Here is a 24,337-nt window from a genome sequence, read left to right on the forward strand (position 1 = left end):
ATCGGTTACACACCGCACTGAATAAGCGCATCCAGCCGACCGCTATGCCTCCTGGCCTCTCAAATTGCTGGAGAAAAACCCGTGTCAAACCGGCTTCAGACCGCGCAGATCCAACAGCTCGATTCACAGCACCACCTGCATCCGTTCACGACACACCAGACGCTGCGCGCGGCTCCCGGCCCACGCGTCATTGTGAAAGGTGAAGGCGCTTATGTCATCGATAGCGAGGGCAACCGCATCCTCGACGGGATGGCAGGCCTTTGGACGACGAACATCGGCTACGGCAACAAGGAACTCGCGCAAGCCGCCTACGACCAGATCATGGAACTGCCGTTCTACAATACGTTCTTCAAGACGACGCATCCGCCCGTCGTCGAGCTTTCGCGCAAGCTCGCCGAACTGGCACCCACTCACCTCAATCAAGTTTTCTTCGGTTCCTCCGGATCGGAATCGAACGATACCGCGATCCGCCTCATCCGCCATTATTGGGTGCTGAAAGGCGAACCGAAACGGCGCATCATCATCAGCCGCAAGAATGCCTATCACGGCTCGACGATCGCCGCGGGCTCGATGGGCGGCATGAGCCACGTGCACCAGCACAGCTATCCGGTTTACGAAGGCTTCCGTCACGTGATGGACCCGTACTGGTATGGCGACTCCTTCACCGGCGAGAGCCCGGAAGAGTTCGGCCTGCGCGCCGCGCGCGCTCTCGAAGACGAAATCCTGCGCTGCGGCCCGGAGAACGTCGCAGCCTTCGCCGGCGAGCCCGTGCAAGGCGCGGGCGGCGTCAAGATCGCGCCAGATAGCTATTGGCCGGAAGTGCAGCGCATCGTCGATAAGTACGGAATTCTGCTGCTTGCGGACGAAGTCATCACCGGCTTCGGCCGATTGGGCACATGGTTCGGGTCCGAATATTACGGCATCCGCCCCGATCTCATCACATTCGCGAAAGCCGCGACATCCGGATATGTGCCGCTCTCCGGCGTGCTCGTCGGCGACACGATCGTCGAGGCGCTGATGGCCGAGAACGACGACTTCAACCACGGCTACACGTTCTCGGGTCATCCGGTCGCGTGCGCCGTCGCTCTTAAAAATCTTGAAATCATGGAGCGCGACCACCTCGTCCCGCGCGTTCGCGAGACCACCGGCCCGGCGCTCGCACGCATGCTCTCGCGTTTCAAGGATCATCCCCTTGTCGGCGAGGCCCGCTCCATCGGCATGATGGGCGCGATCGAGCTTGTCGCCGACAAGAAAACGCGACGGCGCTTTTCCGATCCCGGCCGCATCGGCCTCATCTGCCGCGATCACTTCTTCCGCGAAGGCTTCATCATGCGCGCGGTCTACGACACGATGGTCTGCGCGCCGCCGCTGATCTGGACCGACGCCCAGTTCGAGGAAGCGAGCGCGGTGATCGAAAGCGCACTCAACAAAACCCTTCAGGATGTCAAAGGAGAATTGACGGCATGACCCGTCCGATCGTTGTCATACCGAGCTGCAGCAAGTCGATCGGCGGCCTGACGTTCGATGCCGTCGGGCGAAAGTATTCGGCGGCCGTCGCCGAAGTCGCCGACTGCCAGCCGCTGCTCGTTCCCCTTGGTCAGAGCATGGCGGACATCTGCGCGGTGCTCGATATCGCCGACGGCATTCTGCTTCCGGGCAGCCTGTCGAACGTCGAGCCCAAGCATTATGGCGATGAAGAGCCGCTCGATCCCGCGACCGTCGACCGCGATCGCGATGCTGTCACGCTGCCGCTGATCCGCTCGGCCGTCGAACGCAAGTTGCCGCTGTTTGCGATCTGCCGTGGCTTTCAGGAGCTCAACGTCGCGCTCGGCGGCACGCTGCATCAGGCCGTGCACATCGTCGACGGCCACCAGGATCACCGCGAGCCGACGGACGAAGACTTCGACATAAAGTTTGGCCCGAAGCACAAAGTCCGTCTCGCGGGCGAACTCAAATCCTGGCTCGGACAAGACCTGCTGACGGTAAACTCGCTGCATTGGCAGGGCATCAACAAGCTCGCCAACCCGCTGGTTGCTGAGGCCTTCGCCGAAGACGGCCTCGTCGAAGCCATTCGCGCGCCCGCCGGCAATGCGTTTTCCCTGGGCGTTCAGTGGCATCCGGAATGGCGGCCGAAAAACAATCCCGCGTCGATCGCCCTGTTTCGCCGCTTCGGCGACGCCGCCAGAGTTCGCACGTCCAAGGGCCGCGCCGCATGAGCAATACCTACATCACAGTCGATGAAACAGAAGCTTTCCTCGCAGCCAATCCAGGCGTCACCTGGATCGATCTCATCCTGTTCGACATCAACGGCATTCCGCGCGGCAAGCGCTTCCGGCGCGACGGCATCGCAGGCGTCGCGAAGAACGGACTGATGATCCCCTCGACGGTGTTCGTGATGGACCCGCGCGGCAATTGCATCGAGGAAACCGGACGGCTCTGGGAAACAGGCGATCCCGACGTGCCGTTCCGCATTCTTGCGGGCTCGTTGCGCGCGGTGCCCGTCGGCGACGGACGCCACGCGCAGGCTGTTATTTCGGTGACGGAACCGGACGATCTCTGCCCGCGCGGCGTTCTTGCAAAGCAGGTCGCAGCGTTTGCGGCCCAGGGTCAGACGCCGGTCGTCGCGGTCGAACTCGAATTCTACGTGACGAAGCCGCAAGCGAACGGCGCATTCAAGCTCGAAACGCCGGACGGCATTTCAGACGATCCCGAACGTCCGATGACGTTCCAGTTCGACGAGATCGACGCCCTCGCGCCGTTCATCGACACGATCTACAAAATCGCCGACGTTCAAGGTCTGCCGATCGACGCCGTGATGCAGGAGTCGGGACCTGGACAATTTGAAATCAATCTGAAGCACAAGGCGGATGCCGTCTCCGCCGCGACCGATGCGCTGCTCCTGAAACGCGCCATCAAGGCCGCTGCCAAAGCGCATGGCCTCGAAGCGACGTTCATGGCCAAGCCGCATCACGACTGGCCGGGTTCGGGCATGCACCTGCACGCGAGCCTGATCGACAAGAACGGCCAAAACGTTTTCGCGGGCGATCCGATCTCTCCCCTCTTCCGCAATGCCATCGGCGGCCTGCAATCGACGATGTCCGATTTCATGGCCATCTGGGCGCAGTCGGCGAATGCCTATCGTCGTTACGTGCCGAAAAATTACGTGTCGCTGACGGCGCACTGGGGATTGAACAATCGCAACGTCGCGCTGCGCATTCCGCGCGCAACGGGCCCCGGAACGCGCGTCGAGCATCGCGTCGCAGGCGCTGACGCCAATCCATACCTCGTCCTTGCCGCGATCCTCGCCGGAATGCGCCACGGCATCGCCAATAAGGTCGAGCCGGGACCGATGGCGAACGGCGACGTCAACGGCACCCCCGCGCCCGAGCTGCCGACGATCTGGTTCAACGCGCTCGAACGGTTTCGCGCGTCCGATGTTGTCCGCGATGCGTTCGGCGCCGAATTCCAAAAGGTCTACTATTCATTGAAGCAAACCGAACGCACCGAATTCGAGCGCGTAGTGACCTCGCTCGACCATGCCTGGTACGCTCAAATAGCATAAGGGTTCGTGTCATGACCTCGCTCGCACACTTCGAAGCGCTTGCCGGTTCGCTGAAGCTTCCGGGTGAAGCGGTCATCGACGGCAAGCTCCGGGCGAGCGCATCCGGAAAAACCTTCCCCAACGTGACGCCACGCAACGGCCGCGTGCTGAATCACATTGCTCAGTGCGATGCCGCCGACGTCGATGCCGCCGTCAAAAGCGCACGCCGCGCCTTCGACGACGGACAGTGGCGCAAGCTGCACTATCGCGACAAGAAGCGCGTGCTGTTCAAGCTCGCGGACCTCATGCGGCGCGATGCCGAGCAGCTTGCGGTGCTCGAAAGTCTCGACGTCGGCAAGCCGATTACGGATGCGCTCAAAGTCGACATTCCGGGTTCGATCCGTACCGTCGCCTATTACGCCGAAGCGCTGGATAAAATTTACGGAGAAGTCGGCCCCGAAGCACCCGACCGGTTCTCGTTTGCCGTCCATGAGCCGCTGGGCGTCGTCGCCGCCATCGTGCCGTGGAATTTCCCGCTTCTGATGGCGATGTGGAAGATCGCGCCGGCACTGGCGATGGGCAATTCCGTCATCCTGAAACCGGCGGAGCAGTCCCCACTGACCGCGTTGAAAATCGGCGAGCTGGCGCTCGAAGCGGGACTGCCGCCCGGCGTTCTGAATGTCCTGCCGGGTTTCGGCGCCGAAGCCGGTAAGGCGCTCGCACTTCATGGCGACGTTGACATGATCGCGTTCACGGGGTCCGGCGCCGTCGGCAAGCTGCTCATGCAGTATTCTGGCCAGAGTAATTTGAAGCGCGTCAGCCTCGAACTCGGCGGCAAGTCTCCGCATATCATCTTCGCCGATTGTCCCGATCTCGACAAAGCCGCGACCCAGGCGGCATGGGGCATCTTCTATAATTCTGGACAGGTTTGCACCGCCGGTTCGCGGCTCCTCGTGCAGCAGGACATCGCGGATCAATTCGTCGACCGGCTGCTGGCGGTTGCGCGCAAGATCGTCGCCGGTGATCCGCTCGAACCCGCGACAACAACCGGTTCCATGGCGAGCGAAGAGCAGATGAAGACGGCGCTGCGCTACATTGAGACGGCCAAGCGCGAGGGCGATGCGCTGGCCCTCGGCGGCAACCGCGCGCGCACCGACAGCGGCGGCTTTTACGTCGAGCCGACGGTCTTCGATCGCGTGAAGCCCGAGAATACTCTGGCGCGCGAAGAAGTCTTCGGTCCTGTCCTCGCCGTCACGCGTTTCAAGGAAGCGGACGACGCGATCCGCATCGCCAACGACACGAACTACGGCCTCGCCGCCGGATTGTGGACGAAAGACATCTCGCTCGCCCATCGCGCCGCGCGCGAAATCCGCGCCGGCCTCGTCTGGATCAACGGCTGGGACAGCTGCGATCTCACGATGCCGTTCGGCGGCTTCAAGCAGTCGGGCTTCGGACGCGATCGCTCGCTGCATGCGCTCCACAAATATGCCGATCTCAAATCGGTTTCGATCACGCTCTGAGCATCCGGAGTAACTGGCATGAATGCTAAAACGACAGCGGCTTTTCCGACCGCGGCGCTCATCGACGGAGAATGGGCGACGTCGAAAAAGACGTTTCCTGTTCTCGATCCGGCGACCGGCGACAAGCTCGCAGACGTTCCGGATATGACGCCGGCTGACGCCCAGCGCGCCATCGACGCTGCGTACAAGGCGTTTCCGGCTTGGTCCGCAAAGCCCGCGAAAGAACGCGGCGTAATTCTGCGGCGCTGGTATGAGCTGATCCTCGCCGAAACCGAAGCGCTGGCGCAACTGATGACCGCCGAACAGGGCAAACCTCTTGGCGAAGCGCGCGGCGAAGTCGCTTACGGCGCGTCGTTCATCGAGTGGTTTGCCGAGGAAGGCAAGCGCGCCTACGGCCATACGATCCCGACCACCGCAGCCTCGCGGCGCTACGTCACGATCAAGCAGCCGATCGGCGTGTGCGCCGCGATCACACCGTGGAATTTTCCGATTGCGATGATCACGCGAAAAGTTGCATCCGCCCTAGCGGCCGGCTGCACGATCATCGTCAAGCCGTCGGAAGAAACCCCGCTCTGCGCGCTGGCCGTCGCCAAGCTCGCAGTCGACGCGGGCGTTCCGCCGGGTGTCCTGAACGTCATCACGACGCAAGACGCCGCAGGCGTCGGCAAGGCGCTGACGGCGGATGCGCGCGTCCGCAAGCTGACCTTCACCGGGTCAACCGAAGTCGGCAGAATTCTCTATCGCCAATCCGCCGACACCATCAAGAAATTGACCCTCGAGCTTGGCGGCAATGCCCCGCTCCTGGTGTTCGACGATGCCGATCTCGATCGCGCCGTCGCGGGCGCGATGGCATCGAAATTCCGCAACGCCGGACAAACATGTGTCTGCGCCAATCGCATTCTCGTGCAATCAGGCATCTACGATCGCTTCGTCGCGGCGCTCAAAGGCGAGATTGCGAAACTTCACGTCGCGCCGGGCCGCGATCCAAAATCGACCGTCGGCCCACTGATCAACGCCGACGCCATCGCAAAGGTGAAATCGCTACTCGCTGACGCGACCGCGCACGGCGCGAAAATCGAGCTTGGCGGCAAACCCAACGCGAACGGGCCACTCTTTTTCTCCCCGACCGTCGTCACCGGCGTCGAGCCGAGCATGGCGATCGCCAACGAAGAGATATTCGGGCCGGTGGCGTCGATCATTCGTTTCGGAACCGAAGCCGACGCGATCCGCATCGCCAACGACACGCCTTACGGTCTCGCCGCTTACCTGTTCAGCCAGGACATTGCGCGCGCCTGGCGCGTCGCGGAGGCATTGGAATCCGGAATGGTCGGCGTCAACGAAGGCCTCTTTTCCAACGAGGTCGCGCCCTTCGGCGGCGTCAAGCAATCCGGTCTTGGCCGCGAAGGCGCGCAGGAAGGATTGGACGAATATCTCGAAACGAAATTCCTCTGCCTCGGCGGCATCACCGGCTAGCGTCGAATTTCTGCAGCCTCATCGAAGGGACGAACATGGCTACTTCAGCCGAACTCCAGGCCCGCCGCGTCGCAGCCGTTCCGCGCGGCGTCGGCAACGTCACGCAGATTTTCGCCAAGACCGCGAAGAACGCCGAAATCTGGAGCGAGGACGGCAAGCGCTACATTGACTTCGGCGCGGGCATCGCGGTGGTCAACACCGGGCATCAGCACCCGCGCCTGATCGCAGCCATAGAAGAGCAGCTGAAAGCCTTCAGCCACGTCTGCTTCCAGGTGACGCCATATGAAAATTACATCACCCTCGCCGAGCGGCTGAACGCCATCGCGCCGGTTCCGGGCGCCGCGAAAACAATGCTCGCCTCGACCGGCGCCGAAGCTGTCGAAAACGCCGTCAAGGTGGCGCGCGCATTCACAGGCCGACCGGGCATCATCTCGTTTGCTGGCGGCTTCCATGGCCGCACCCTCATGGGCATGGCGCTGACCGGCAAGGTCGTTCCCTACAAGAAGGGCTTCGGACCGTTCCCTTCTGACATTTATAACGTGGAGTTCCCGAACCTCTATCACGGCGTCAGCACCGAGCAGAGCCTGCAGAGCCTGAAGTCTCTGTTCAAGCACACGGCCGATCCGTCGAGCATTGCCGCAATCATCATCGAGCCGGTGCAGGGCGAAGGCGGCTTCAACATCGTGCCGAAGGATTTCATGGTCGCGCTCAGAAAGCTCTGCGACGACCACGGCATCCTCCTGATCGCCGATGAAATCCAGACCGGCTTCGCGAGAACCGGCAAGCTGTTCGCGATGGAGCACTTCGGCGTCAAAGCCGATGTCGTGACCATGGCGAAGGGGCTCGCGGGCGGCCTTCCGCTCTCGGCCATCGTTGGTCGCGCCGACGTGATGGATGCCTCCAGCCCCGGTGGATTGGGCGGCACATACGCAGGCAATCCGATTGCGTGCGCGGCGGCTCACGCCGTGCTCGATGTGATCGAAAACGAAAAGCTCTGCGACCGCGCCAACGCGATCGGCAAGATCATCATGGATCGCTGCGCATCGCTTCAGAATAATTCGAACCTCAATTGCATCGGCGACGTGCGCGGCCTCGGCGCCATGTGCGCGGTGGAACTCGTCAAGGACAAGGCGAGCGGAGAACCGGCGCCGGAACTGACGAGCGCTTTGCTCAAGGCCGCCAGCGAGCGCGGGCTGATCCTGCTGTCGTGCGGCACGTACGGCAACGTCATCCGCTTTCTCGTCCCCCTGACGGCGACCGATGATCTTGTCCGCGAGGGCATGGACGTTTTCGAAGCCGCGCTGACGGACGCTGTCGCCAAAGTCGCTTGATTGCAACACGTCCTCGCCTGGCGGCCGGCTCCCGGAACGAGAGTCGTCAGGCGCAACAAATCTTTCGCACTTGGCGTCCGGCTCTCCAAAGGACAGTCGCCAGGTGCCAACAAGGGACTTTTCTTCCATGAACATACAGACGAAGCCCAACGACCTCGCGGCGTTCTGGATGCCGTTTTCGGCCAATCGGCAATTCAAGAAAGCACCGCGCCTGTTCGTCGAGGCCAAGGGCGTTCACTACGTCACCGACGACGGTCGCCGCGTCCTCGATGGAACATCGGGACTTTGGTGCGTCAATGCCGGGCACTGCCGGCCGAAAATCGTCGAGGCTATTAAGCGGCAAGCTGAGACGCTCGATTTCGCCGGCACGTTTCAGATGGGACATACGCGCGCATTCGAGCTCGCGAACCGTCTGACCGCGATCGCGCCGAAAGGTTTCGAGCACGTCTTCTTCACCAACTCGGGTTCTGAGTCGGTCGAGACGGCGCTCAAGATGGCGATCGCTTATCACCGCGCCAAGGGCAACGGCGCGAAAGTTCGGCTGATCGGCCGCGAGCGCGGCTATCACGGCGTCAACTTCGGCGGCACGTCCGTCGGCGGTATCGGCGGCAACCGCAAGATGTTCGGGACGCTCGTCGGCGGCGTCGATCATCTGCGCCACACGCACGACCTGTCGCGCAATGCCTTTACGCGCGGCGAGCCGCAATACGGCGCGGAACTCGCTGATGAACTCGAACGCCTCGTGACCTTGCACGATGCGTCGACCATTGCGGCCGTCATCGTCGAGCCGGTCGCCTGCTCAACGGGCGTGCTGATCCCGCCCAAGGGCTATCTGAAACGGCTCGAGGCGATTTGCCGGAAGCACGACATCCTGCTGATCGCCGACGAGGTCATCACCGCGTTCGGCAGGCTCGGCACGCCGTTCGCCTCGGACTATTTCGATATTTCGCCGGACCTCATCACGGCCGCGAAGGCCATCACCAACGGCACGATCCCGATGGGCGCCGTGTTCGTCAAATCGCACATCCACGATGCGTTCATGAACGGCCCCGAGTGGATGATAGATTTCTTCCACGGCTACACGTATTCGGGCCATCCGATGGCGTGCGCGGCGTCGATCGGCACGCTCGATACGTTCGTCGAGGAAGGCCTGCTGACACGCGCCGCCGAGCTTGCACCCTATTGGGAGCAGCGGCTCCATGCGTTGAAAGGCCTGCCGCACGTCATCGACATCCGCAACATCGGTCTCATCGGCGCGGTCGAGTTCGAACCCGACCCCGCGCAGCCCGGCAAGCGAGCGTTCGATCGCTTCGTGCAGGCCTTCGAGCAAGGGCTTCTCGTCCGGCAGACCGGCGACATCATCGCCTTGTCGCCACCGCTGATCATCTCGAAAGATGAGATCGATCAGCTTTTCGACATCTTCACGAAAGTTCTGAAGGCAGCGACCTGAGCCGACACTCGGGCTTGCCCGCGCAGCGCCAACGAACGCGCACCAAACCTTTCAGCGGCCAAAAAAGAGCCGGCCGCTCCGGGGGGAGGAGCGGCCGGCGGGATGGCCGCCGGTGAGGGATCCGGCGGCACGGGGGTCTCAATCTTTATTCCGCAGCGACGCGAAAGGAGCGCGAGCCGTCAAGGCTATCGAAGCCGAGTGAGGCGGCAACCGCGGGATGCGTAATCCGTCCTTCCTTGACGTTGAGCCCAGCGGCAAGATGCGGATCGCGATCGAAGGCTGCGAGCCCCTTGTCGGCGAGCTTAACCACGAACGGCAGCGTCGCGTTGTTCAACGCCTGCGCCGAGGTGACCGGCACCGCGCCAGGCATGTTGGCCACGCAATAATGGATGACGCCGTCGACCTCGAACGTCGGATGCGCGTGCGTCGTCGGGTGCGAGGTCTCGAAGCAACCGCCCTGGTCGATTGAGACGTCAACCAGCACCGCGCCCTTCTTCATGTCTTTGGGCATCTCGCGCTTGACGAGCTTCGGCGCGCTGGCTCCGGCGACGAGCACCGCGCCGATGACGACGTCGGCGCTCAGAACTTCACTTTCGATCGTCTCCATCGTCGCATCGAGCGTGACGATGCGGCCTTCGAACAACTCGTCGAGCTGGCGCAGACGCGGCAGCGATTTGTCGATGACGGACACCGTAGCGCCGAGGCCCGCCGCCATTCTCGCCGCATGCGTGCCGACGACGCCACCGCCGAGCACGATCACCTTGGCTGGTTTAACGCCGGGAACTCCGCCGAGCAGCACGCCGCGTCCGCCCGCCGGCCGGCGCAAGGCGATAGCCGCGGCCTCGATCGACAGGCGGCCTGCAACCTCGCTCATCGGCGCGAGCAAGGGCAACCCGCCTCTGGCATCGGTCACGGTTTCATAGGCGATCGCGGCGACGCCCGATTGCATCAGTCCGATAGCCTGCTGCGGGTCTGGCGCGAGATGCAGATAGGTGAAGAGGATCTGATCCAGCCTGAGCCGCTTCCATTCTTCGGCCTGCGGCTCCTTCACCTTCACGATCATCTGGGCATCGCGAAAGACGTCTTCGGCGGTCGCAGCGACACGCGCCCCGGCTTTGGCGTAGGTCGCATCATCGGCAAAAATTCCGGCCCCCGCTCCCGCCTGGACGATGACCTCGTGCCCGTGAGCGACCAGCTCGCGCACGGACCCCGGTACGAGCCCGACGCGGAATTCGTCGCTTTTGATCTCAGTCGGAATGCCGATCCGCATGGTGTGCTCCCGTCAGCACGGACGAGTTTTATTCTACGGCGTAGAATGTCACAGGCGAGGCGCGATTACCCAGCAATTTCGCTTGCTGGCGTGAATTTCTGCGCAGATATTATGCGTTCATTCTTTAGATGGCGCAGAAAAATGTCGCCTAACAGCCTTGATGCCTTGGATCGTGCAATTCTGACGGCTCTTCTGGCGGACGGGCGCCGGTCGCAGGTGGAGCTTGCCGAGCACGTACCCCTATCCGCGACAGCCATTGCGCGCCGCATCCGCACGCTTGAGGAGCGCGGCGTCATCAGCGGATACCAGGCTCAGGTCAGCAAGTCGGCGCTTGGACTGACGATGATGGCGATCGTGCAAATCAGCCTGAAAAGCCAGAACGAAGAGCTGCTGGCAGCCTTCGAGAAGGCCGCCGCCGCCGCGCCGTCGATCATCTCCTGCCATATGATGTCCGGCGAGGACGACTACACCATCACGGTGCTCACCCGCGATCTTGCCAATTTCGAGCGCATCCATAAGGAACAGCTGTCGCGGCTACCAGGTGTCGCGCGGCTCCGGTCAAGCTTCGTCCTGCGCGAGGTCGTCAGCCGGCCCCTACCGCTGTCGAGCCTCGAGCGCTGACCTCAGTTCGGCTGATCCTCAGGGCGCCAGTGCCGCCGCCGCCGTTGCCGGAGGCGCATCGTCGTTGTCACGCTGATAGGCGGTCTGCAAGGCAGCTCCGTCGCGCCCATAGATATCGGGACGGAATTCGACGCGCCCATTCGACGGTTCCGCCCACGCGGTGAAATAGGCGAAGTAGACCGGGATCGGGTGTAACAGCTTCAATTCCATCGGCTGTCCGACCGCCAGCGTGTCACGCACGCGGCCAGGCTGATCCCAGCCGGGCTCGTTATGGGCGATCCAGTCGCCGAGATCGAAAACGTTCTGCACACGGACGCAACCGGCGCTGAAAGGGCGGCTCTGCTGATCGAACAGATTCTTCATCGGCGTGTCGTGCATGTAGACGCCGAACTCGTTCGACATGTCGATGCGCAAAAGACCCAGCGCGTTCTTGTCGCCGGGGTCCTGCTTGAACTTGTAGCTCGCCACCTGCGGCGCGCTCCAATCGACCGTAGCGGGATTGAGCTCAGGCCCGTTGACGCCATTGTAGACGCGGATGCCTTCGTCCGCGAGATAGCCGGGCTCCTGCTTCAGGCGCGGAACCAGATCGAGCGTCGCGACGCTATCCGGCACACGCCAGTAGGGGAAAAAGTTCAGCGCCTTGATCATCGCGCGCACGTCTGGCGTCTGCCGCTGCGGACGGCCGACGATGACGCGATGGCGCAACTGCACCTCGTACTTGTCGACAGCCTCGAGCTGGAAGGCGGGCACGTTGACGAGGACATAGCGATCCTCGATGCCGTGCATCAGAGCCTGCACACGCTGTAGGTTGATCTTCAGCTGCGCCAGCCGCTCGGCCGCCGTCGTATTGAGCACCGGATAGACGGATTGCTCGATCCGGCCCGTGATGCGGATGCCGTGCCGGCGCTGAAAGCGCTTCACGCCCTCTTCCAGCTCCGAATCGAACGTCTCTGAATCGTAATAGGAGCCTTTGGCCGGCATATCGCCCGAGATGCGCAGACGCTTCCGCAGAATGGGCACGCGCGGATCATCCTCGCCGGACCGCATCATGCGGCCGGGCGGAACGACCGGCCAGCCGCCGCTGTCGACGATGCTCTGATAACGCTCGATCGCGCCCGAAATGGCATTGATCATCGCATCGCTGCGCCAGGGCGTCGAATCCGGCCTCAGATCCTGAAGAGGCTCTTTCTTGCGCACTGGAGCAGGCTCCGTGCTGCCGCCGGAAAGCGATCCCTGGATTTGATCCCAGAGCGTCATTTGCGCCTGGCTCGACATCACGAACTGCGGGCATATCTGAACGAAGGCAAGAATCGCACTGGTAACGGCGCCTCTCAGGAACGTTTCCCGATACCGCGCTGTCGAAAGGAAAACCTTCATTCCTCTTGCCCCGCCTTCCTGCAATTAGCCGATGGTCGATCAACGATGTGCGGGCAGCAATCCTTTGCCCGACTTGGCGGCCAGATGATGCCGCGTGCCATTTAGGCCACTTTGTGAAAATGGCATGAGCCATATGGCCAAAGCGTGACGCTTTACCAAGCCCTGCACATTGCCGCTCTACAAAGAAATGCACAGCTGTGTTGCAATCCCGCCGCCAGGCGAGGAGCTATCGCGAGAAATGGTCATAACCTGGACGACGTAGCGTGATCGGTTCGCCCGATGAATCGAGCGCCACGGTCGGGACGTTCGCATTAAGAACGCCGATGTCGTGGACATCAATGCCTAATTTTCCGGCACTCGCGAGAAACTGCTCGGCCGCCTCAGGAGGCACGGCAACGAGGAGTTCATAGTCATCGCCGCCGCTGAGAATGCTGTCCCGGACTTTTGGGTCGGCAGCGAGCGCGGCGCGCACAGGTGACGACAGCGGAATCGCATCGAACTTCAGCGCAATCCCGAGCGAAGAACCCGCCAGCCGGGACAAATCCTTCATCAGCCCATCGGAAATATCGAGCGCGGCCCGCGTATGCCTGCGAACGGCATCGGCAAGCGCGAGACGCGGCCTCGGCCGCAAATATCGATCGAGCAGAAACGCGTGGTCGGCAATCGTCAGCTCGCTGAACAGAGACGGCTCACGGCGAAGCGCCAAGCCGAGCGCGGCGTCACCGATCGTGCCTGAGACGAAGACATGATCTCCAGCCTTGGCGCCGTGCCGGGGAATAAACTTGCCTGCCGGAACTGAACCTATGATCGTGATCCCGATCGACAGCGGCCCCGGCGTCAGGTCGGTGTCGCCGCCGATCAGCTTGCAGCCGAATGCCGATTGCGCCGCACGCAAACCATCCGCGAACGCCGCGATCCAGGCGCGTTCCGGCGCTTCCGGCAACGCCAGCGTCAAAAGATAAGCCAGCGGTACCGCACCCTTCGCCGCCATGTCCGAAGCGTTGCAGGCGAGCGCCTTCCACGCGATATCGGCGGGCCGGTCGTCAGCAAAAAAATGCACGCCCGCGATGATCGGATCGCTGCTGAAAACGAGATCGCATCCGGACGCGGGCCGCAGAACCGCCGCATCGTCCGCCAATCCGAATGCTCCGGCCATGCCTTCCGCAAGCGGCGCAAGATAGGTCTGGATCAGCTCGGTCTCGTTTCCGACCCGTGAGCCGTCGCCGTCTCGCTCGAAGGACTTCCCGGGCATTTCAGTTGCCTCGAGGCTAGGCGCCGCCTTGCGAAGGCGTTACCGGCTTTTTTTCGAATTCGCTGGTTCTGAGGCGCCGCGCAAGCTTGTCGAGGATGCCGTTGACGACGCGCGGCTCTTCTTCGTCAAAGAAAACGCGGGCGACGTTGACATATTCGCTGATAGCGACGCGCGCCGGAACATCGTAACGGTCGATAAGCTCGGCCGCTCCACCGCGCAGAATTGCCCTTAGTATGGAATCAACGCGCACCAACCGCCACCCGACCGCGAGCTGCTCATCGATCATCGGATCGATCTCGCGCTGCCGGCGCACGACGGCGCGCAGGATGTCCGCGAAAAACACGCGATCGGCGCCTGCGAGCATTTCATCGCGGTTGTCGCCCGACAGGCGTTCATTCAGGAATTCGGCAATGACGTCGTTGAGATCGGTGCCCGCGAGGTCCATCTGATAGAGTGCCTGCACGGCCGCGATGCGCGCTGCCGTTCGCGCCGTGATCTCGCTGGGCTTCGGTTTATCCTCCGCCATCATGCGGGCGCTCCCCAGAAGGCGCGCTTCGTCTCGATCAGCCGCGCGCAGGCGCGCACCGCGTCGCCGCCCTTGCCCGCAATGCCGCCTTCGGCGCGCGCAATGGCCTGCTCGCGCGTATCGACCGTCAGAATGGCGTTGCCTACCGGAACCTCGTTGCGCAGGGCGATATCCATCATCCAGTGATTGGCATTGTTGCACACGATATCGTAATGCCCGGTCTCGCCCCGGATCACGCAGCCGAGTGCAACGGCGCCATCGAACGTCTTGCGTCCGGCGGCGCGCGCCGCAGCAGCGGCGGCGAGAACCTGCGGAATCTCCAGAGCCCCCGGAACGACGATGCGTTCATACGTCATGCCGCGCCGTTCGCATTCCGCAACCGCACCTTCCGCGAGCAGGCTGGAAATATCATCGTAAAAAGGCGCCTCAATGATGAGGATGTGCGCGCGAAGATGAGGCGCACTCTTTTCATCCGTCTGTGCGCTTGGCGATTTCTGAACCATGTCGGTGCTACTCGATTTTGCGTGTGCCGGTGACGTGCAGGCCGAAGGCCTCGAGGCCGACATAGACGTGCTGCGGCGACGACGACATCAACACCATATCCTTGACGCCAAGGTCGGACAGGATTTGCGAGCCGATGCCGATCTCGACTTGCCGCCGCTCTTTGTTCAATTCCCGGCCCGTGCCTGGATCTTGCCGCGCCGACACCCACTCCGTCATGGATCTCGGCCGCAAATCGCGAATGAGAACGATGACGCCGCGCCCCTCCGCTTCGACCGCACGCATGGCTTGGTCGATAACAGAACCGGCTTCGCTGCGCCCGTCGACGCCGAGCACGTCGCTCATCATGTTGACGGCGTGGACGCGAACCAGAACCGGTCCGCCCTTCGCAATATTTCCCTTGACCAGCGCCAGATGCTCGGCCGGTTCCGACGTCGTCTCATAGACGTAGAGATCGAAGGCGCCCGCGACCGCCGTTTCAATCTCGGTCTTGGCAACGCGCTTGACGATGCGGTCATTCTTCAGCCGGTAGGCGATCAGGTCTTCGATGGCGCCGATCTTCAGCCCGTGCACCTTGGCGAAGCGCGCCAGATCGTCCATGCGCGCCATCGTGCCGTCGTCGTTCATGATTTCACAGATGACGGCTGCCGGATAAAGTCCCGCGAGCTTCGCGAGATCGATCGACGCTTCGGTGTGACCGGCGCGAACGAGAACGCCGCCTTCACGCGCGATCAGCGGAAAGACATGGCCAGGAGAGACGATATCACCCGCGCCCTTGGTCGTGTCGATTGCCGTCGCGATGGTGCGCGCACGGTCGAACGCCGAAATGCCGGTGGAAATGCCCTCGCGCGCTTCGATCGATTGCGTGAACGCGGTCCGGTTGCGCGAGCCGTTCGAGCGCACCATGAAATCCAGATGCAGTTCCTGCGCCCGCGCCTGCGTCAACGTCAGGCAGACAAGTCCGCGGCCATGCTTGGCCATGAAGTTGACGGCGTCCGGCGTCGCCATTTGCGCCGGAATGATGAGGTCGCCCTCGTTCTCGCGGTCTTCCGCGTCCACCAGAATGACCATGCGGCCATTCTGCATGTCTTCGACGATCTCTTCGATCGGCGACAGCACGCTGCCGGTTGGCGTCGTCTGCAGATGTGTCGATCCCGACATCAGATACGAAACTCCATGAGCCGCGCGACGTAGCGGGCGAAGACATCGACTTCGAGGTTGACCAGATCGCCGGGGGTTTTGCCGCCCCATGTCGTGACCGTCAAGCTGTGCGGAATGAGATTAACGCCGAAGCGGTTTTCCGAAACCTCATTCACGGTCAGCGACGTGCCGTCGAGGGCGACCGAACCCTTCGGCGCAATATAGCGTGACAAATGCTCCGGCGCTTCGAAAAGAAAGCGTTTGCTGGCGCCATCCTGAGTGATGCTGACGATCTTGGCCACCCCGTCGACGTGGCCGGAGACAATATGACCGCCAAGCTCGTCGCCTGCCTTCAGCGAGCGCTCCAGATTAACGCAGCTGCCGGTTGCCCAGTCCGACAGCGTCGTTTTTGCCAGCGTCTCGTTCGAAACATCGACCGAGAACTCCGCGCCGGTCGCAAGAGGCTTGATCGAGGTCGCGGTCAGGCAGACGCCGTTGCAGCAGATCGAGATACCGGCATCGTCCGGCCTGAGCGCATAAGCCGTGCGCAGCGTGAACGTGCCATCCGACGTGCCGATGACCTCACCGACATCCGTAATCAATCCGGTAAACATCGCCTAAGCGTCCTTCCTTTGCCTCACGCGCGGTGAAGCCGCCACATGGTATCGCCGCCCATCGACCGCCGGTCGACGAGCGAAAGCGCCACAGGGCCGAGCTGCCGGGCAATGGTCGCCATCGCCACATCATCGCCGGGCGTTCCGGCCATATAGAGAATGACCTCGTCGACCAGCGACGCGTCCGCGAACGCGCGCCATATCCGGGGGCCACCCTCGACAAGAAGGCGCGTCACACCTCGCCCGACGAGCGCTTCCATGACTGCGGGCAACCACAGGTCTTTCCCGACAATCGGGATATCGTGAATTTCGACGCCATGCGAGGTTAACTGCGCGCGCTTTTGCGGATCGCTTTCCGGCGCCGTCATCATCCAGGTCGGAACGACGCTCGCGCTCCGGACAAGTTTCGCGCCGGCCGGAATGTCGAGCGAACGCGATAGAATGATACGTGCGGGCGACCGATCGATGAGGCCGGGCAACCGGCAGGTCAACTCCGGATCGTCGTCGCGCACCGTGGCGCTGCCGACGAGGATGGCATCGAAATGCGCCCTGAGCAGCATGCCGTGCGCACGCGCCATTTCGGCCGTGACCCAGATCGGCGAAACGCCGTTGCCGCGCGCGATTTCTCCCGTAGCATCGAGCGCGAGCTTGACTGTCGTGAAGGGCCGGCGCTCGGTGATGCGGACGATATGCCCGCGCGTGATCCGGCGGGCCTCGGTGGCACCGACACCCCTGACAACCTCAAGGCCCGCATCGCGCAGCTTGTCGAGGCCGCGTCCGGAGACGCGCGGATCGGGATCTTCGATCGCGACGACAGCGCGTTTCAGTCCGGCTGCGACGATCGCGTCGGCGCAAGGCCCCGTCCGGCCATAGTGCGAGCACGGCTCGAGCGTCACGTAGATCGTCGCGCCGCGCGCCCGTTCGCCGGCAACAGCGATGGCAACCGTCTCGGCGTGCGGCCGTCCGCCCGGCGCCGTCACGCCGCGCGCAAGAATTTCGCCCGTCGCCTCGTCCGCGATGACCGCGCCGACGGACGGGTTCGGCATCGTCGCGCCAAGGCCGCGCTCGGCCATGCGCAGCGCGATGGCCATCATCTCGGCGTCGAATGCGCTGCTGCTGCTCGGCTCCGCCATCGTCTCAGTGCTTTTTCTCAATTGCCACGTCGTCACGACCGATGCCGAAGCGATCGTTGCCTTCGAGTGGATCGCGCGTGTCGGCGGCAAGCTCGCGCAGCACCGCGTGGAAATCGGCGGCGTCGCGAAAATCGCGATAGACCGACGCGAACCGGACATAGGCAACGGGATCGAGCTCACGCAAGGCCGCCATGACGAGTTCGCCGATCTCGGCGGACGTGATCTCGGTTTCTCCCGAGCTTTCCAGCTGCCGGACAAGCCCGGACACGAGGCGGTCGATCCGCTCCGGCTCGATCGGGCGCTTTCGCAACGCGACCGAAATCGATTTCGAAAGTTTGTCGCGATCGAACAGCACTTTGCGGCCGGAGCGTTTGACGACCGTCAACTCGCGGAGCTGAACGCGCTCGAAGGTCGTGAAGCGGGCGCCGCAATCGGAACAGACGCGACGCCTCCTGATGGCGGCGTTTTCATCCGACGGACGGCTGTCCTTGACCTGGCTATCCTCGCTTCCGCAAAACGGACAGCGCATCACGTGCTCCTTGAAATTTGGTATCCGCGGTAACCGCGGCGCATCTCTATCACGACGGTCAGCAGCTTTCAGCCCTTACCGCCTCGCCAGAGTTACGGGCCCACGACGTCTCTGTGGACGTTTTCAAGCGAAAGAGGAAGTCCCGCGCCGGATCGTTCCACGACGACGCGTTGCGACGACGGCCATCCTCGACCCTCAGCGTTCATCCCTCATGAAAAAAGGCGCCCTCGGAGAGCGCCTTTATTCTATTCCGCAATCGGCTTGATCGCTCAGGCGTAGATCGGAAAACGACTGCAGAGCGCAGTCGCCTTCGCCTTAACGGCTTCCTCGACGGCGCCGTTGCCCTCTTCGCCGTTCTTCGCGAGGCCCTCGAGAACTTCCGAAATCAAACGGCCGATCTCCTGGAACTCGGCGACGCCGAAACCGCGCGTCGTGCCGGCAGGCGAACCGAGGCGGATACCAGACGTCACCATCGGCTTCTCGGGATCGAACGGGATGCCGTTCTTGTTGCAGGTGATGTGTGCGCGGCCCAAAGATTTCTCGGCCTTGTTGCCGGTGATTTTCTTCGGCCGCAAGTCAACGAGAATGAGGTGCGTATCGGTGCCGCCCGAGACGAGCGCGAAGCCGTTCTGCACCAAGACCTCGCCCAGCGCCCGGGCGTTGTCCATCACGCTCTTGATATAGACCTTATAGTCGGGACGCAGCGCCTCGCCGAAAGCAACGGCCTTGGCGGCAATGACGTGCATCAGCGGACCACCCTGAATGCCGGGGAAGATCGCCGAATTGATTTTCTTCGCGATGTCTTCGTCGTTGGTCAGGATCATGCCGCCGCGCGGACCGCGCAGCGTCTTGTGCGTCGTCGTGGTGACGACGTGAGCGTGCGGGAACGGGCTCGGAACAAGACCCGCCGCCACGAGACCGGCGAAGTGCGCCATGTCGACAAGGAACGTCGCGCCGACTTCGTCCGCGATGGCGCGGAAGGCTGCGAAATCGATTTTGCGCGGATAGGCCGAACCGCCGGCGATGATGATGCGCGGCTTGTGCTCATGCGCCAGCTTCTTCACCTCGTCCATGTCGATGAGGTGCGTATCGGGCTTCACCATGTAGTGCACGGCCTTGAACCACTTGCCCGACTGATTGACGGGCGCGCCGTGGGTCAAGTGGCCACCGGCTGAGAGCGACAGGCCGAGGATGGTGTCGCCGGGCTTGGCGAGCGCGTTGAAGACGCCCTGGTTCGCCTGACTGCCGGAATTCGGCTGCACGTTCGCGAAGCCGCAATTGAACAGCTTCTTGGCGCGATCGATGGCGATCTCTTCGGCGATGTCGACAAACTGGCAGCCGCCATAATAGCGCTTGCCGGGATAGCCTTCCGCGTACTTGTTCGTCAGCACCGAGCCGGCGGCGTCGAGGACAGCCTGCGAAACGATGTTCTCAGAAGCAATGAGTTCGATCTCATGCTGCTGGCGACCAAACTCTTTCTGGATGGCGCTGAAGATTTCGGGGTCCGTTTCCGAAACATGCGCCTTGAAAAAACGCGACGTCTGCGAAGTTCCAGCGGCCGGTGCGGTCGACATCAGGGTTTCCTCTAGAAAAGGGATGATTTTTTAGAATTCTGGCATCTCGGGCAGTTGTCTCGGTCGCCCGCCTGCTTTGCAGCATAGTACGAGGCGGAAAGCCCTCACTCAACTCCCCCGTTGGGTAACTTGGCTACCCAAACGGTAGCTTGGCCCGCGTAATAAAAGCGCGGCAAATCCTGCCGCTTAACTCCGGAAAGCAGCGCCTGTGGGCATTCTTCGGCTTGCCAATTTTAGCAATGTGGACGCCGGGTTATTGCGAATAATGCGAACCCGTGACTGGGGCCGACACGGAACCAACGCCGCGCCGGACCGCCCCAACGGCGCATCGCAAGCGCCCGGCCATTCCAAATGACATGCCGGACGATGGCGCGAACTACTTACTCGGCCGCCTCAAGGCTTTCCATCAGCGCCATCGGGCACTGCGACCAGAGTTCCGTCAGCGCGTTGACGAGATGCTCCATGTCCGCGTTGGTGTGCTGCGGCGATGGCGTCAGGCGCAAGCGCTCGGTGCCGCGTGGAACCGTCGGATAATTGATCGGTTGAACGTAAATGCCGTAGCGGTCGAGCAGAACGTCCGTCAGCGCCTTGCAGCGAACCGGATCGGCGACGAGGACAGGCACGATGTGGCTCGGACCCGAAATGACCGGCAGATCGGCGGCCGCCAACATACGTTTGAGCGTGCGAGCCCGCTCCTGGTGACGTTCGCGCTCGATCGAGCTTGATTTCAGGTGCCGGATCGACGCGACCGCGCCGGCCACGATCGCAGGCGCCAGCGACGTCGTGAAGATGAAGCCCGGAGCATACGAGCGAATGGCGTCGCAGATCGTGCGCGAAGCGGCAATATAGCCGCCCATCACGCCGAAACCTTTGGCGAGCGTGCCGTTGATGATGTCGACGCGGTGCATGACGCCATCACGTTCGGCGACGCCGCCGCCGCGCGGGCCGTAGAGGCCGACGGCGTGAACCTCATCGAGATAGGTCAGCGCGTTGTACTTGACGGCAAGATCGCAAATGGCGCCGATCGGAGCGATGTGCCCGTCCATCGAGTAGACGCTCTCGAAGGCGATGATCTTCGGCGTTTCCTTCGGCACCTTCTTGAGCTGGGCTTCGAGATCGGCGAGATCGTTGTGCTGGAAAATATGCTTCGGCCCGCGACCATTGCGAATGCCCGCGATCATCGACGCGTGATTCTTCTCGTCGGAAAAGATGATGCAGCCCGGCAGGAGTTGCGAAAGCGTCGAGAGCGCCGCCTCGTTGGCGACGAACGCCGACGTGAACACCAGCGCGCCTTCCTTGCCGTGCAGATCGGCAAGCTCATGCTCAAGCTGGACATGATAATGAGTTGTACCCGCGATATTCCGCGTGCCGCCTGAACCGGCGCCGACCAGATCGATGGCTTCGTGCATCGCCGCAAGCACGGCCGGGTGCTGCCCCATGCCCAGGTAATCGTTCGAGCACCAGACGGTTATCGGCTTCGCAGCCTCACCCTTCAGCACGTCGGCCTTCGGAAATGCGCCTCGACGGCGCTTCACATCTGCGAATACACGGTACCGGCCCTCGCGTTTGACCGCCTCTACGGCGTCAGCGAGCTTCTGCTCGTATGTCATCAGAAGAATTCCGCTCCCAAAAGCACACCGTTCATTATTTTAGAACCTTTATGACTTGGACCGGCGCCGAGTGCCAGTGTTTCTTCGTCGCGCAGCTTTAGAAATTCCATTTTTCGCCTATCCCCCGCTATTCTTTTCCCTTGTATAACCGGGCTTTCCTGGCGGTTCTGGGAGATGTCGTCGCTCCCCTTGACCTAAATCAATCGCACCAAAAAAGAGCCAATCCGGCGCGAACGCGGGCGACGCACAGCCAAGATGCGTTCGTCATGCGGAAAGCTGGGTTTGGACAGGCGGCTAACCACCGCTAATCGCAGATTTTCGTGAATTTCCGCGCCGCCATGTCGACATGGAAATGGTTGCGGTGGTCGCGATTGGCTTCCGGCCCGAGAGTCGTGCCGAAAAGCCGGCAAGCCGCGACATGCGCCTCTTGCAGGAACGCCTGATCGTCGGAGGCCGGGCTGACCGCTGCCGACTCGTTGACGGCGGCAGCGACATCCTTCCTGCGCGATTTTCCGGCGCGCTCCTTGGAGCCGGGCGCCGGACCGCCGAGCCTCGCGGGCTCTCCGGCGCGGGACGCCGTCTTGCTGGCACCGGCCGATGCCCCCGGCAGCGTAACCGTCACTTTCGGAACCCCGTCGACGATCGTCGAGCGCGCCAGCCCGGCGGCCGGGGCGCCGAGACTCGAGGCTGTTGCGGCGACCGGTGCTGCGGCGGCGGCCGTCCCATGCTCACTCGCGAGATTCGTCTGCTGCGCCTTCTCGGCGGCGGCGAGTTCAGCGGCCTGCTTTTCGGCTGCTGCTTTCTTTTCCGCGATTTCAGCAAGTTCCCGGCGGGTCGTCCCCCAATCGTCGAGCACGGACACCGATTTGGCGGACGCAGTCACGAAAGCCCCGATATCGAGAGCATTGGCCAGTCCGTGCTCGCTGAGCTTGGTCGTCTTGCGGCCGAAGGCGTTGCGGCAGGAATAACCGCTCATTGTCTCGATTCGGACGATCGGAGCGCCGAAGTGTTTTTTGGCCAGCGGCTGCAAATCCTTTTCCAGCCAGTTGACCAGGGTTTCGGCAAGATCGCAGCGAACGACGGGCGGAGGCGAAAACGTCACCTCCGGATTTTGCCCAATGCTGATCAGCTCAATGGGCGCGGGCGCGCCGCAGGCACCATCCCTGATCGGCTCGTGCGACGCGTAGACGGCGTGGATACGCTTGAGAACAGCGTCGCAATGGGCCTTTGCATCAGCGATTTCCGAGTCACTCCATTTATCGGCGGGCGGCTCTTTCGCGCTCACCTCCGAACCTTTCTCACCGGCGGCAGGCTTTTGCGTTTCACCGGCAGCGTCCTTGGCCGATGCGCCTTTGCCGTCGGGGACGGATTGCGCGTTCTCGACAGGCGCAGGCGGGGACGTGTCGTGCTTTTTGCTCTTCGCATTCGCAGCATCGATGCTAAGCAGCGAAATGGCCGTCGCGGCTGCGAGCGCGATTGCCGTCAGGCCGAAGTTGGTCACTGGCGAATTCCTTCTCGGAGCAACGCGACGAAGGGGCAAACGAGGACTTGACGAATCCTGAGCTAAACGACAAGCGCACTGCAGAAGTTGCGCACTCCATGGGCGCGACGCGCCATAGCCATTATGGCGCGCAAAATATGGCGAAACACGCGATATCAGGCCATACCTAGCAACAGATTTTGCCGGCCACGCGCCAAGACATCGGATTTTCAGTGAACGAACAGCAGGCACCGACGCAAACGACGTCATCAGACACGCCGGAAAAGAAAATCATCGCCGAGCGAACGCAGGCGCTCCGAACATTCGTGCTCAACCGCCCGCAGGCGCTCAATGCATTCGATGATGAGATGTCGGGGGTTTTGAGCGACGCGCTTCCAGTTATCGCCCGCGATCCGGACACCTACATCGTGGCGCTCGTCTCGAATAGCCCCAAGGCGTTCTGCGCCGGTGGCGACGTCCTGGCGCTGACGGCCGAGGCCAAACGCGACATCGAAAGCGCCAAGGCCATCATGCGCCGGGAATACGCGCTCGACTGGCTGCTCGAATGCTTTTCGAAACCGTGCGTTTCATTCATCGACGGCGTGTGCATGGGATCGGGCGCGGGCTTGACGGCCTACAACACGCATCGCATCGCGGGCGAAAATTACAAATGGGCGATGCCGGAAGTGAAAATCGGCCTGTTCCCGGACGTCGGAATAGCCAATGTTCTGGCGCGCCTGCCTTGGCCGATCGGAATTTATCTCGGACTGACCGGGCGCACGATACGCCGCGACGACGCGCAATGGCTCGGCCTCGTGACGCATTGCATCGCCGGGGCGGAATTTCCCGCAATTCGCGCCAAGCTCGCCGACGCGAACCCCGTCGATCCGCTTCTCGATGCGCTGAACGAGCCCCAATCGGCGGGCGCAATTGAAAAGGAATTTGGGCTCATCCGGGATCATTTCTCGCATTCGTCGCTCGCGGAGATTTTCAAATCTCTGGCCGACGCGGAATCGAATGGCTGCGAATGGTCTCGCAATACGCTCCGCGGATTACGCAAGAGTTCGCCCATATCGCTTGCGATAACGGACCGGCATATCCGCAACGCCCTGACACTCGATATTCGCCAGACGCTGATCGAGGATTACCGGCTCGCCGTCCGCTGCTTTGAAGGCAGGGATTTCGCCGAAGGCGTCAGAGCCTTGTTACGCGATAAGGATGGCGCACCGAGCTGGTCGCCCGCACAATTCGAGGATGTTACGACCGATATCGTTGAGAAATATTTCGCGCCGCTTGGCGAGCGTGAACTTGAGCTGCCGCTCCGCTCGGAAATGCAGGCTGCGCGAGTCTAATCCGCGAGATACGCAATTCCGAATAATTGAATCGGCCGCGTTA

21 protein-coding genes are annotated in these 24,337 nt (G+C 62.3%); 9 read left to right on the forward strand and 12 right to left on the reverse strand.

The window, feature by feature from the left end:
* The first annotated feature begins 81 nt into the window (after positions 1-81).
* From WC026_RS10420 to WC026_RS10450, 7 genes are all read left to right on the forward strand, one after another.
* Positions 82-1,467 carry an aspartate aminotransferase family protein gene (locus WC026_RS10420; protein ID WP_372710859.1) on the forward strand — a complete coding sequence of 462 codons (1,386 nt, stop codon included), beginning with the start codon at positions 82-84 and terminating at the stop codon, positions 1,465-1,467.
* Positions 1,464-2,216, forward strand: a complete 753-nt coding sequence (locus WC026_RS10425) for a gamma-glutamyl-gamma-aminobutyrate hydrolase family protein (RefSeq protein ID WP_372710861.1) — start codon at positions 1,464-1,466, stop codon at positions 2,214-2,216. The genes WC026_RS10420 and WC026_RS10425 overlap by 4 nt, the downstream gene beginning before the upstream one ends.
* Positions 2,213-3,562, forward strand: coding sequence for a glutamine synthetase family protein (locus WC026_RS10430; RefSeq protein WP_372710862.1), 1,350 nt, complete (start codon positions 2,213-2,215; stop codon positions 3,560-3,562). The genes WC026_RS10425 and WC026_RS10430 overlap by 4 nt, the downstream gene beginning before the upstream one ends.
* A gap of 11 nt (positions 3,563-3,573) precedes the next feature.
* Positions 3,574-5,061, forward strand: coding sequence for an aldehyde dehydrogenase (locus tag WC026_RS10435; RefSeq protein ID WP_372710863.1), 1,488 nt, complete (start codon positions 3,574-3,576; stop codon positions 5,059-5,061).
* A gap of 18 nt (positions 5,062-5,079) precedes the next feature.
* Positions 5,080-6,534 (forward strand): NAD-dependent succinate-semialdehyde dehydrogenase, encoded by a 1,455-nt coding sequence (locus WC026_RS10440; protein WP_372710864.1) that lies wholly within the window; start codon positions 5,080-5,082, stop codon positions 6,532-6,534.
* 35 nt (positions 6,535-6,569) lie between these two features.
* Positions 6,570-7,865 (forward strand): 4-aminobutyrate--2-oxoglutarate transaminase, encoded by a 1,296-nt coding sequence (gabT, locus tag WC026_RS10445; RefSeq protein ID WP_372710866.1) that lies wholly within the window; start codon positions 6,570-6,572, stop codon positions 7,863-7,865.
* Positions 7,866-7,992: 127 nt separating this feature from the next.
* Complete coding sequence (locus WC026_RS10450) at positions 7,993-9,315, forward strand: aspartate aminotransferase family protein (RefSeq protein ID WP_372710867.1); 1,323 nt, start codon at positions 7,993-7,995, stop codon at positions 9,313-9,315.
* 145 nt (positions 9,316-9,460) lie between these two features.
* Here the strand turns inward: WC026_RS10450 and ald are convergent, their stop codons facing one another.
* Positions 9,461-10,585: an alanine dehydrogenase gene (ald, locus tag WC026_RS10455; RefSeq protein WP_372710868.1), complete on the reverse strand. Its 1,125-nt coding sequence runs from the start codon at positions 10,583-10,585 to the stop codon at positions 9,461-9,463.
* Positions 10,586-10,726: 141 nt separating this feature from the next.
* On the opposite strand from ald, the gene WC026_RS10460 reads away from it, so the two are divergent.
* A complete protein-coding gene (locus WC026_RS10460) occupies positions 10,727-11,206 on the forward strand; it encodes an Lrp/AsnC family transcriptional regulator (protein ID WP_372710870.1) in 480 nt (159 codons plus the stop codon).
* An 18-nt stretch (positions 11,207-11,224) separates the two neighbouring features.
* Here the strand turns inward: WC026_RS10460 and WC026_RS10465 are convergent, their stop codons facing one another.
* The 11 genes from WC026_RS10465 to WC026_RS10515 form a co-directional block, all read right to left on the reverse strand.
* The gene (locus WC026_RS10465; protein WP_372710872.1) at positions 11,225-12,583 is read right to left on the reverse strand and encodes a murein L,D-transpeptidase; all 1,359 of its coding nucleotides are present in this window, start codon (positions 12,581-12,583) and stop codon (positions 11,225-11,227) included.
* A gap of 226 nt (positions 12,584-12,809) precedes the next feature.
* Entirely contained in the window at positions 12,810-13,835 is a 1,026-nt protein-coding gene (gene thiL, locus WC026_RS10470) for a thiamine-phosphate kinase (protein ID WP_372710874.1), read from the reverse strand.
* Positions 13,836-13,851: 16 nt separating this feature from the next.
* Entirely contained in the window at positions 13,852-14,364 is a 513-nt protein-coding gene (nusB, locus tag WC026_RS10475; protein ID WP_372710876.1) for a transcription antitermination factor NusB, read from the reverse strand.
* The gene (gene ribH, locus WC026_RS10480; RefSeq protein WP_372710877.1) at positions 14,361-14,864 is read right to left on the reverse strand and encodes a 6,7-dimethyl-8-ribityllumazine synthase; all 504 of its coding nucleotides are present in this window, start codon (positions 14,862-14,864) and stop codon (positions 14,361-14,363) included. The genes nusB and ribH overlap by 4 nt, the downstream gene beginning before the upstream one ends.
* A gap of 7 nt (positions 14,865-14,871) precedes the next feature.
* Positions 14,872-16,023: a 3,4-dihydroxy-2-butanone-4-phosphate synthase gene (gene ribB, locus WC026_RS10485; protein ID WP_372710878.1), complete on the reverse strand. Its 1,152-nt coding sequence runs from the start codon at positions 16,021-16,023 to the stop codon at positions 14,872-14,874.
* Positions 16,023-16,616 (reverse strand): riboflavin synthase, encoded by a 594-nt coding sequence (locus tag WC026_RS10490; RefSeq protein WP_372710879.1) that lies wholly within the window; start codon positions 16,614-16,616, stop codon positions 16,023-16,025. The genes ribB and WC026_RS10490 overlap by 1 nt, the downstream gene beginning before the upstream one ends.
* Before the next feature lie 23 nt (positions 16,617-16,639).
* The gene (ribD, locus tag WC026_RS10495; RefSeq protein ID WP_372710880.1) at positions 16,640-17,749 is read right to left on the reverse strand and encodes a bifunctional diaminohydroxyphosphoribosylaminopyrimidine deaminase/5-amino-6-(5-phosphoribosylamino)uracil reductase RibD; all 1,110 of its coding nucleotides are present in this window, start codon (positions 17,747-17,749) and stop codon (positions 16,640-16,642) included.
* Between the two features lie 4 nt (positions 17,750-17,753).
* Positions 17,754-18,278, reverse strand: coding sequence for a transcriptional regulator NrdR (gene nrdR, locus WC026_RS10500; RefSeq protein ID WP_372710881.1), 525 nt, complete (start codon positions 18,276-18,278; stop codon positions 17,754-17,756).
* Positions 18,279-18,547: 269 nt separating this feature from the next.
* Complete coding sequence (glyA, locus tag WC026_RS10505) at positions 18,548-19,852, reverse strand: serine hydroxymethyltransferase (RefSeq protein ID WP_372710882.1); 1,305 nt, start codon at positions 19,850-19,852, stop codon at positions 18,548-18,550.
* Positions 19,853-20,232: 380 nt separating this feature from the next.
* Complete coding sequence (gene hemA, locus WC026_RS10510) at positions 20,233-21,462, reverse strand: 5-aminolevulinate synthase (protein ID WP_372710883.1); 1,230 nt, start codon at positions 21,460-21,462, stop codon at positions 20,233-20,235.
* 304 nt (positions 21,463-21,766) lie between these two features.
* Complete coding sequence (locus tag WC026_RS10515) at positions 21,767-22,963, reverse strand: extensin family protein (protein ID WP_372710884.1); 1,197 nt, start codon at positions 22,961-22,963, stop codon at positions 21,767-21,769.
* A gap of 212 nt (positions 22,964-23,175) precedes the next feature.
* Here WC026_RS10515 and WC026_RS10520 point away from each other — a divergent pair, with 212 nt between their 5' ends.
* Complete coding sequence (locus WC026_RS10520) at positions 23,176-24,294, forward strand: enoyl-CoA hydratase/isomerase family protein (RefSeq protein WP_372710885.1); 1,119 nt, start codon at positions 23,176-23,178, stop codon at positions 24,292-24,294.
* Positions 24,295-24,337: the final 43 nt, after the last annotated feature.

The sequence above is a fragment of the Hyphomicrobium sp. genome (genome assembly GCF_041674905.1).
Lineage (GTDB): Bacteria > Pseudomonadota > Alphaproteobacteria > Rhizobiales > Hyphomicrobiaceae > Hyphomicrobium_B.